Origin of the sequence: Streptomyces sp. NPDC058964 (assembly GCF_042741275.1) — a bacterium.
GTDB lineage: Bacteria > Actinomycetota > Actinomycetes > Streptomycetales > Streptomycetaceae > Streptomyces.
Window position 1 is genome coordinate 1 of the sequence record NZ_JBHYKH010000449.1, and the last position, 7,487, is coordinate 7,487.

At 72.7% G+C, this 7,487-nt stretch carries 8 protein-coding genes; 3 read left to right on the forward strand and 5 right to left on the reverse strand.

All coding sequences use genetic code 11. The features are described from left to right. Positions 1-145 precede the first annotated feature (145 nt). Both ACFW2E_RS36445 and ACFW2E_RS36450 read right to left on the reverse strand, forming a co-directional pair. Positions 146-808 carry a response regulator transcription factor gene (locus ACFW2E_RS36445; protein ID WP_263213751.1) on the reverse strand — a complete coding sequence of 221 codons (663 nt, stop codon included), beginning with the start codon at positions 806-808 and terminating at the stop codon, positions 146-148. Positions 809-1,090: 282 nt separating this feature from the next. Continuing rightward, positions 1,091-1,768 carry a DUF3000 domain-containing protein gene (locus ACFW2E_RS36450; RefSeq protein ID WP_384473178.1) on the reverse strand — a complete coding sequence of 226 codons (678 nt, stop codon included), beginning with the start codon at positions 1,766-1,768 and terminating at the stop codon, positions 1,091-1,093. Positions 1,769-1,876: 108 nt separating this feature from the next. Here ACFW2E_RS36450 and hemE point away from each other — a divergent pair, with 108 nt between their 5' ends. Beyond that, positions 1,877-2,944, forward strand: coding sequence for a uroporphyrinogen decarboxylase (gene hemE / locus ACFW2E_RS36455; RefSeq protein WP_384473181.1), 1,068 nt, complete (start codon positions 1,877-1,879; stop codon positions 2,942-2,944). Between the two features lies 1 nt (position 2,945). On the opposite strand, the gene ACFW2E_RS36460 is transcribed toward hemE, so the two are convergent. Further along, positions 2,946-3,770 carry a rhomboid family intramembrane serine protease gene (locus ACFW2E_RS36460; RefSeq protein WP_384473184.1) on the reverse strand — a complete coding sequence of 275 codons (825 nt, stop codon included), beginning with the start codon at positions 3,768-3,770 and terminating at the stop codon, positions 2,946-2,948. A gap of 92 nt (positions 3,771-3,862) precedes the next feature. On the opposite strand from ACFW2E_RS36460, the gene ACFW2E_RS36465 reads away from it, so the two are divergent. Next, a complete protein-coding gene (locus tag ACFW2E_RS36465; RefSeq protein ID WP_384473187.1) occupies positions 3,863-4,147 on the forward strand; it encodes a hypothetical protein in 285 nt (94 codons plus the stop codon). Here ACFW2E_RS36465 and ACFW2E_RS36470 read toward each other — a convergent pair. Both ACFW2E_RS36470 and ACFW2E_RS36475 read right to left on the reverse strand, forming a co-directional pair. Continuing rightward, the gene (locus ACFW2E_RS36470) at positions 4,144-5,544 is read right to left on the reverse strand and encodes an FAD-dependent oxidoreductase (RefSeq protein WP_384473190.1); all 1,401 of its coding nucleotides are present in this window, start codon (positions 5,542-5,544) and stop codon (positions 4,144-4,146) included. The genes ACFW2E_RS36465 and ACFW2E_RS36470 overlap by 4 nt on opposite strands. Before the next feature lie 37 nt (positions 5,545-5,581). Further along, complete coding sequence (locus ACFW2E_RS36475; protein WP_384473193.1) at positions 5,582-6,496, reverse strand: DUF4349 domain-containing protein; 915 nt, start codon at positions 6,494-6,496, stop codon at positions 5,582-5,584. Positions 6,497-6,654: 158 nt separating this feature from the next. Here ACFW2E_RS36475 and hemG point away from each other — a divergent pair. Next, positions 6,655-7,487 (forward strand): protoporphyrinogen oxidase (gene hemG / locus ACFW2E_RS36480; RefSeq protein WP_384473196.1); only part of this gene is annotated, 833 nt, incomplete at its 3' end.

Below are 7,487 nucleotides of genomic sequence, written 5' to 3' on the forward strand. Positions count from 1 at the left end.
TCTCACATCTCTCTCCCGCGCCCCCTCAGCACACACCCCCCGCCCCCCCCGCGTCAGGGGGTCGTAAACCAGTCAGGTCGGTGAAACATCCCGTTCATGTGAGTGAACGGCCAAAGTGCTTCGGAGGCGGGTCCTCCGGTCGGTTTCAGTGGATGATTCCGGTGCGCAGGGCCACCGCGACCATTCCGGCGCGGTCGCCCGTGCCGAGCTTGCGGGCGATGCGCGCGAGGTGGCTCTTGACGGTGAGCGCGGACAGGCCCATCGAGACGCCGATCGCCTTGTTCGACTGACCCTCCGCGACCAGCCGGAGCACCTCGACCTCACGGCCGGACAGCTCGCGGTAGCCACCCGGGTGGCTCGGGGAACCCGGGGGGCGGCGGTGCATACGGGCGGCGGTGGCGCCGATGGGGGAGGTGCCCGGCCGGGTGGGGAGCCCGATGTTGGTCCGGGTGCCGGTGACGACGTAGCCCTTGACCCCGCCGGCCAGGGCGTTGCGCACGGCGCCGATGTCGTCGGCGGCGGACAGCGCCAGGCCGTTGGGCCAGCCGGCGGCACGGGTCTCGGAGAGGAGGGTCAGGCCGGAGCCGTCCGGGAGGTGGACGTCGGCGACGCAGATGTCGCGGGGGTTGCCGATGCGGGGACGAGCCTCCGCGATGGACGAGGCCTCGATGACATCACGCACACCGAGCGCCCACAGATGGCGGGTGACGGTGGAGCGGACGCGCGGGTCGGCCACGACCACCATGGCGGTGGGCTTGTTCGGGCGGTAGGCGACCAGGCTTGCGGGCTGCTCAAGAAGAACGGACACCAGGCCTCCTGGGGTGCGGGACGGGCCCGGCTCTGGGGGTGAAGCCGGGACGAACCGTGCTTTCAAGGTCACAGTCGTCTTCGGCAGCAAACCCGTCCGCCTTTAGGGAATGATCACGATCTAGTGAGTAACAATCCGTGCAATTCGGACACGCGATCGATCATCCGAAGATCGAGTCGGTTCGAGCCGTGGCGATTACGGGACTGAAAGTGGCCGTATCGACAAAGAGATGGTCAACGAGATGATGATCGACCGCGGGTCGGCGAAAGCCGGGACGAGAGGTCAGCGGGACTGCGGTCCCCGGCGCTGCGGCAGGGTCACCACCGAGGCGTCGCCGGGCGCGGCCGGCGGCAGGCCGGCGACCTGGGCCAGCAGATCGCACCACGAGGCCAGGTGCGACGCGGTGTCCGGCACCCCGCCCAGGCCCTCACGGGGCGTCCAGGAGGCACGGATCTCGATCTGCGAGGCGGCCGGGCGCGCGGACAGCCCGCCGAAGTAGTGCGAGCTCGCGCGCGTGACCGTGCCGCTCGGCTCGCCGTATCCCAGCCCGCGCGCCTGGAGCGCCCCGGTCAGCCACGACCAGCACACCTCGGGCAGCAGCGGGTCCGCGGCCATCTCCGGTTCCAGCTCGGCGCGCACCAGCGTCACCAGCCGGAAGGTGCCGTGCCAGGCGTCGTGCCCGGCCGGGTCGTGCAGCAGCACCAGGCGCCCGTCGGCGAGGTCCTGGTCGCCGTCGACGACCGCCGCCTCCACGGCGTACGCGAACGGGGCGAGCCGCTGCGGCGCAGGCGCCGGGTCCACCTCGACCTGCGGCCGCAGCCGCGCGCTCCTGAGCGCCTCGACCGCGGCCCGGAAGGCTGGCGGAGCCGTACTGTCCGTATGCCGCTCCGCCTCCTCCTTGTCCTTCGCGTCGTCCATTCCGCCAGCGCCGTCCGACAGTCGTCCCTGAGCCGCAGCCATGCGGGGAAGATTAAGGGGAAGCGGGGCTTCGCGCAGGGAGAGACACCACCTAAAGGGCACCTAAGGGCGTGGCCACGTCGGCTTCGGGGCCGTGCGAGACTTTTCGTCGTGAGTGCCAACGGAAGCCCCACGGGCAAGCAGCCGACAGCGACGTACGACAGCGCCTTCCTCAAGGCGTGCAGGCGTGAACCCGTGCCGCACACCCCCGTGTGGTTCATGCGGCAGGCCGGACGCTCACTGCCGGAGTACCGCAAGGTGCGCGAGGGCATTCCGATGCTGGAGTCCTGCATGCGGCCCGAGCTGGTCACCGAGATCACGCTCCAGCCGGTGCGCCGGCACAACGTCGACGCGGCGATCTACTTCAGCGACATCGTCGTCCCGCTCAAGGCCATCGGCATCGACCTCGACATCAAGCCCGGCGTCGGCCCGGTCGTCGAGCGCCCGATCCGCAGCCGCGCCGACCTGGCCCAGCTGCGGGACCTGACGCCCGAGGACGTCTCGTACGTCACCGAGGCCATCGGCCTGCTCACCCGTGAGCTGGGCGCCACCCCGCTCATCGGCTTCGCCGGCGCCCCGTTCACCCTCGCGAGCTACCTCGTCGAGGGCGGCCCCTCCCGCACGTACGAGAACGCCAAGGCGATGATGTACGGCGACCCCGAGCTGTGGGCCGACCTCCTCGACCGCCTCGCCGAGATCACGGCGGCCTTCCTGAAGGTCCAGATCGAGGCGGGCGCGAGCGCGGTCCAGCTGTTCGACTCCTGGGCCGGTGCCCTGGCCCCGGCGGACTACCGGCGCTCCGTGCTGCCCGCCTCGGCCAAGGTCTTCGACGCCGTGGCCGGGTACGGCGTCCCGCGCATCCACTTCGGCGTCGGCACCGGCGAGCTGCTGCGGCTCATGGGTGAGGCCGGCGCGGACGTCGTCGGCGTCGACTGGCGCGTCCCGCTGGACGAGGCGGCCCGCCGCGTCGGCCCCGGCAAGGCGCTCCAGGGCAACCTCGACCCGACGGTCCTGTTCGCCACCGAGGAGGCCGTCGAGGCCAAGACGCGCGAGGTGCTCGATTCGGCCGCCGGCCTGGAGGGCCACGTCTTCAACCTCGGCCACGGCGTGATGCCGTCCACCGACCCGGACGCGCTGACCCGGCTCGTGGACTACGTCCACACCCGGACGGCCCGCTGACCTACCACGTGTGCCGGGGCCGGGCCTGCCTGCCGAACAGCAGGCGGCGCGGCTCCGGCGGGGGCGGGGTGCCCGCGCGCAGGGGCAGCGCCAGCAGCATGCCCGCGACGAAGCCCACGATGTGCGCCGCGTATGCCACCGTCCCGGCCCCGGACACCCCGTGGCCGGACGAGTACACCGCCTGCAGCGCGAACCAGAAGCCCAGCACCAGCCAGGCGGGCAGCCGCAGCGGCAGGAAGATCAGGAACGGCACCAGGACCCAGACCCTGGCCCTCGGATACAGCACCAGATAGGCGCCCAGCACCCCCGCGATCGCCCCCGACGCGCCGATCAGCGGGTCGCCCGAGGTGTCGTTGAGGAGCGCGAAGCCGTAGCCGGCCGCGTAGCCGCAGACGACGTAGAAGAGGAAGTACCGGATGTGACCCATCCGGTCCTCGACGTTGTTGCCGAAGATCAGCAGGAAGAGCATGTTGCCCAGCAGGTGCAGCCAGCTGCCGTGCAGGAACATCGCCGTGAACACCGACAGCGGCGGCGACTTGTGGTAGCCCGGCGGGGCCACCAGGCAGCCCGGTCCGCGCGGGCCGAGCCCCACGTCCCCGGTCGGGACCCGCTGCGGCAGCTGATGGTGGATCAGTTCTCGCGGCACCACCGCGTAATGGTCCGTGAACGCCTGCAGATGGCACAGCCGCGCCAGGTCGCTGCCGCCCGCCACGGAGCCGGCGATGCCGGGCGTGGACAGGAAGACGAGTACGTTCGCGGCGATCAGCGCATACGTCACCCAAGGGGTACGGCGCACCGGGTTCACGTCATGGACGGGGATGACCACACAGAAGTAGTGCCCCCGATGCGGCCCGCGAATCGGTGAACACGGCCGACCGCTTGTGCGTATCTCTCGTCAACCGACGTGAGGATCAGGCGATGAACGACCGAGTTACTCCTCCCATGCACGCTCTGCCCGACGGCGAGGCGGAGCTGTCCCTTGTCGTGAAGCTCCCCTGGGAGGACGTGGCCCGGCTCGGCCAGGAGGCCGGGCGGCTGGCCACGCAGATGCAGCGGCCCGTGACCCTGGACGAGGCCGTCAGCAACCGGCTGCGCTCCACCAGGCCGTCCGCCGCGCACGCCAAGCCGGCGGGGGAGCAGACCGCGTCCGCGGCGTCCGGCGCGGGCGTGACCTCCCTGCCGAGGATCAGCGGCACGGCCTAGCCCGTCCCCGCGCGGACCTTCGCCACCGCCTTTCTCGCCGCCACCAGCACCGGGTCCCACACGGGCGAGAACGGCGGGGCGTAGCCCAGGTCCAGTGCCGTCATCTGTTCCACCGTCATGCCCGCGGTGAGGGCGACCGCGGCGATGTCGACCCGCTTCGCCGCGCCCTCCCTGCCCACGATCTGCACGCCGAGCAGCCGCCCGGTGCGGCGTTCGGCGAGCATCTTCACCGTCATGGGGGAGGCACCGGGGTAGTAGCCGGCCCGGCTGGTCGACTCGATGGTGACCGTCTCGAAGCGGAGCCCGACCCGGCGCGCGTCCTTCTCGCGCAGACCGGTGCGGGCGATCTCCAGGTCGCACACCTTGCTCACCGCCGTGCCGACCACGCCCGGGAACGTGGCGTAACCGCCGCCGGCGTTGGTGCCGATGACCTGCCCGTGCTTGTTGGCGTGGGTGCCCAGGGCGATGTGCCGCTCCTGGCCGGAGACCAGGTCGAGGACCTCCACGCAGTCGCCGCCGGCCCAGATGTTCTCGTGCCCGCGCACCCGCATCGCGAGGTCGGTGAGCAGACCGCCGTACCGGCCCAGGGGCAGTCCCGCGGCGCGGGCCAGGCTCGTCTCCGGGCGGACCCCGATGCCGAGCACGACCACGTCCGCCGGGTACTCGTCGTCCTCCGTGGCCACCGCGCGCACCCTCCCGTCGGGCCCGGTCCGCAGCCCGGTGACGCGGGCGTCGTTGACCATGGTGATGCCCAGGCCCTCCATGGCCTCGTGCACCAGGCGGCCCATGTCCGGGTCGAGCGTGGACATGGGCTCACTGCCCCGGTTGACGACCGTCACCTCATAGCCCCGGTTGATGAGCGCCTCGGCCATCTCGACGCCGATGTAGCCGGCGCCCACGACGACCGCCCGGCGGCCGCGCGCGCGTGCCAGGGAGTCGAGCAGCGCCTGGCCGTCGTCCAGGGTCTGCACGCCGTGCACACCGGGCGCGTCCACGCCGGGCATGTCGGGGCGGACCGGGCGCGCGCCGGTCGCGATCACGAGCTTGTCGTACGACGTCCAGGACTCGGCCCCGGAGCCGACGTCACGCGCGCGTACCCGCTGCCGGTCCACGTCGATCTCCATGACCTCGGTGCGCATCCGCAGATCGATCCCGCGCTCGCGGTGGGCCTCGGGCGTGCGCACGATCAGCCGGTCCCGCTCGGGAACGTCACCGCCCACCCAGTACGGGATCCCGCACGCCGAGTAGGAGGTGAAGTGGCCGCGCTCGAACGCGACGATCTCCAGCTCTCCGGGCGCGCGCCTGCGCCGCGCCTGCGAGGCCGCCGACATCCCCGCGGCATCGCCGCCGATCACGACCAGACGTTCCGTCCCGCCCCGCCCACCGCTCATGTTCATGTGAACACGCTACGGGGACGGGGCACTTCGGGCCCGCTCAGCCCTCCTCACCGGCGGCCGCGCGGCGCGCCCTGCGGGGACGTACGACCCGCAGCCACAGCAGCAGGAGCAGCGCCGCGGGCACGGCGAACGGCAGTACCGCGCCCAGGGCGAGGGCGATCCAGCGCAGCATCGTGACGAACGCGTGCCAGCCGCCGGTCACCGCGTCCGTGAAGCCGGGCGCGCCGTCGTCCTTCGCGGCCTTCTTCACCGGCGTCTCGGACAGCGACAGCGTGATGGTGGCCAGACTCGTGCGGTCCTTCAGGGACGCCTGCCGGGCGAGCAGCGCCTCCAGGTCCGACTCCCGGCTGCTCAACTCCCCCTCCAGGGTGACCACGTCACTGAGCTTGGCCGCCTTGTCCATCAGCTCGCGGACCCGGGCCACACTGGCCCGCTGGGTGCGGATGCGGCTCTCCACGTCCACCACCTGGTCGGTGACGTCCTGCGCCTTCGTGCTGCGGTCGATCAGCTTGCCGGTGCCCTGGAGGTCGGTGAGGACCTCGTCGTACCTGTCGGTGGGCACGCGCAGGACGACACGGGTGCGCTCGTGGCCCCGGGAGTCCCGGCCGGTGGTCTCCTTGCCGACGTAACCGCCCGCGCTCTCGGCGGTGGCGCGGGCCTCGTCCAGCGCCTTGGGCACGTCCTTGACCCGCACGGTCAGGGAGGCGGTGCGGATGATGCGGTTCGCGGTGAGGTCGGGCGCCTTGTCCTGGGAGCCCTTCGCCTTCGCGGCGGAGCCGTCCTTCACGCTCTCCGCGACGCCCGGCTCGCCCGCGGCCGCCGCGTCCGCCTTGGAGTCGCTCGTGGCCCCGCCGGAGGAGCCCGAGCCGCCGCAGCCCGCGAGCGCGAGCGCGGCGGCGAGCAGGATCCCGGCCAGGGCCCGAGCCGGTCGTACGGAACGTCGTGTGCGCATGTGGCGATACCCCCGAGGGCCGTGACGGATGACGCTCCTTCGACGCCGGGGCGGGCCGGGACGTTCGACCGGGACGGTCGTGATGCGGTCACGGCCGGGACTCGGCGGGGCCGCATGGCCCTGGCGGGAGTGCCGGTGAGGTCTGAGAGGGTGGAGCCATGAGCGGATCAGGTACGGGTACGGGGCACGTCGTCGTCATCGGGGCCGGCATCGCGGGGCTGGCCGCCGCCCACCGGCTGCTGCAGCGGGGGGCGCGCGTCACCGTCCTGGAGGCGGCCCGCAGAGTCGGCGGCAAGCTGCAGGTCGCCGAGCTGGAGGGGGTCCGCTTCGACCTCGGCGCCGAGTCGATGCTGGCCCGCCGCCCCGAGGCGGTCGCGCTCGCACGCGAAGTGGGCCTCGCCGACCGCCTCCAGGCGCCCGCCACCGCGACCGCCTCGATCTGGACCCGCGGCGCCCTGCGCCCCATGCCCAAGGGGCACGTGATGGGCGTTCCCGGCACCGCGTCCGCGCTCGCCGGGGTCCTGTCCGAGGAGGGTCTCGCCCGTATCGAGCGCGACGCCGAGCTGCCCCGCACGGAGATCGGGGAGGACGTGGCGGTCGGCGAGTACGTGGCGGCGCGGCTGGGCCGCGAGGTGGTCGACCGCCTCGTGGAGCGCCTGCTCGGCGGGGTCTACGCCGGTGAGGCCTACCGCATCTCGATGCGCTCGGCCGTGCCGCAGCTCTTCGCGGCCGCCCGCGCGCACGACTCGCTGACCGAGGCCGTACGCGAGATCCAGGCCAAGGCCGCCGCGAACCGGCAGACCGGGCCGGTGTTCATGGGCATCGAGGGCGGCGTCGGCACCCTGGCCCACGCGGTGGCCGGTTCGGTCACCGCGCGCGGTGGCGAGATCCTCTCCTGCCGCGCGGCGACGGAGCTGCGCCGGGACGCCGACGGCGGCTGGCGCGTGACGGCCGGCGACCGCGTGCTGCACGCCGACTCGGTGGTCGTCGC

Bases quoted from the DNA above. Each gene is read 5' to 3' on its own strand.
- ACFW2E_RS36475 (WP_384473193.1), bottom strand. From the start codon at position 6,496: ATGCGCACACGACGTTCCGTACGACCGGCTCGGGCCCTGGCCGGGATC.
- ACFW2E_RS36465 (WP_384473187.1), top strand. From the start codon at position 3,863: ATGAACGACCGAGTTACTCCTCCCATGCACGCTCTGCCCGACGGCGAG.
- ACFW2E_RS36450 (WP_384473178.1), bottom strand. From the start codon at position 1,768: ATGGCTGCGGCTCAGGGACGACTGTCGGACGGCGCTGGCGGAATGGAC.
- ACFW2E_RS36470 (WP_384473190.1), bottom strand. From the start codon at position 5,544: ATGAACATGAGCGGTGGGCGGGGCGGGACGGAACGTCTGGTCGTGATC.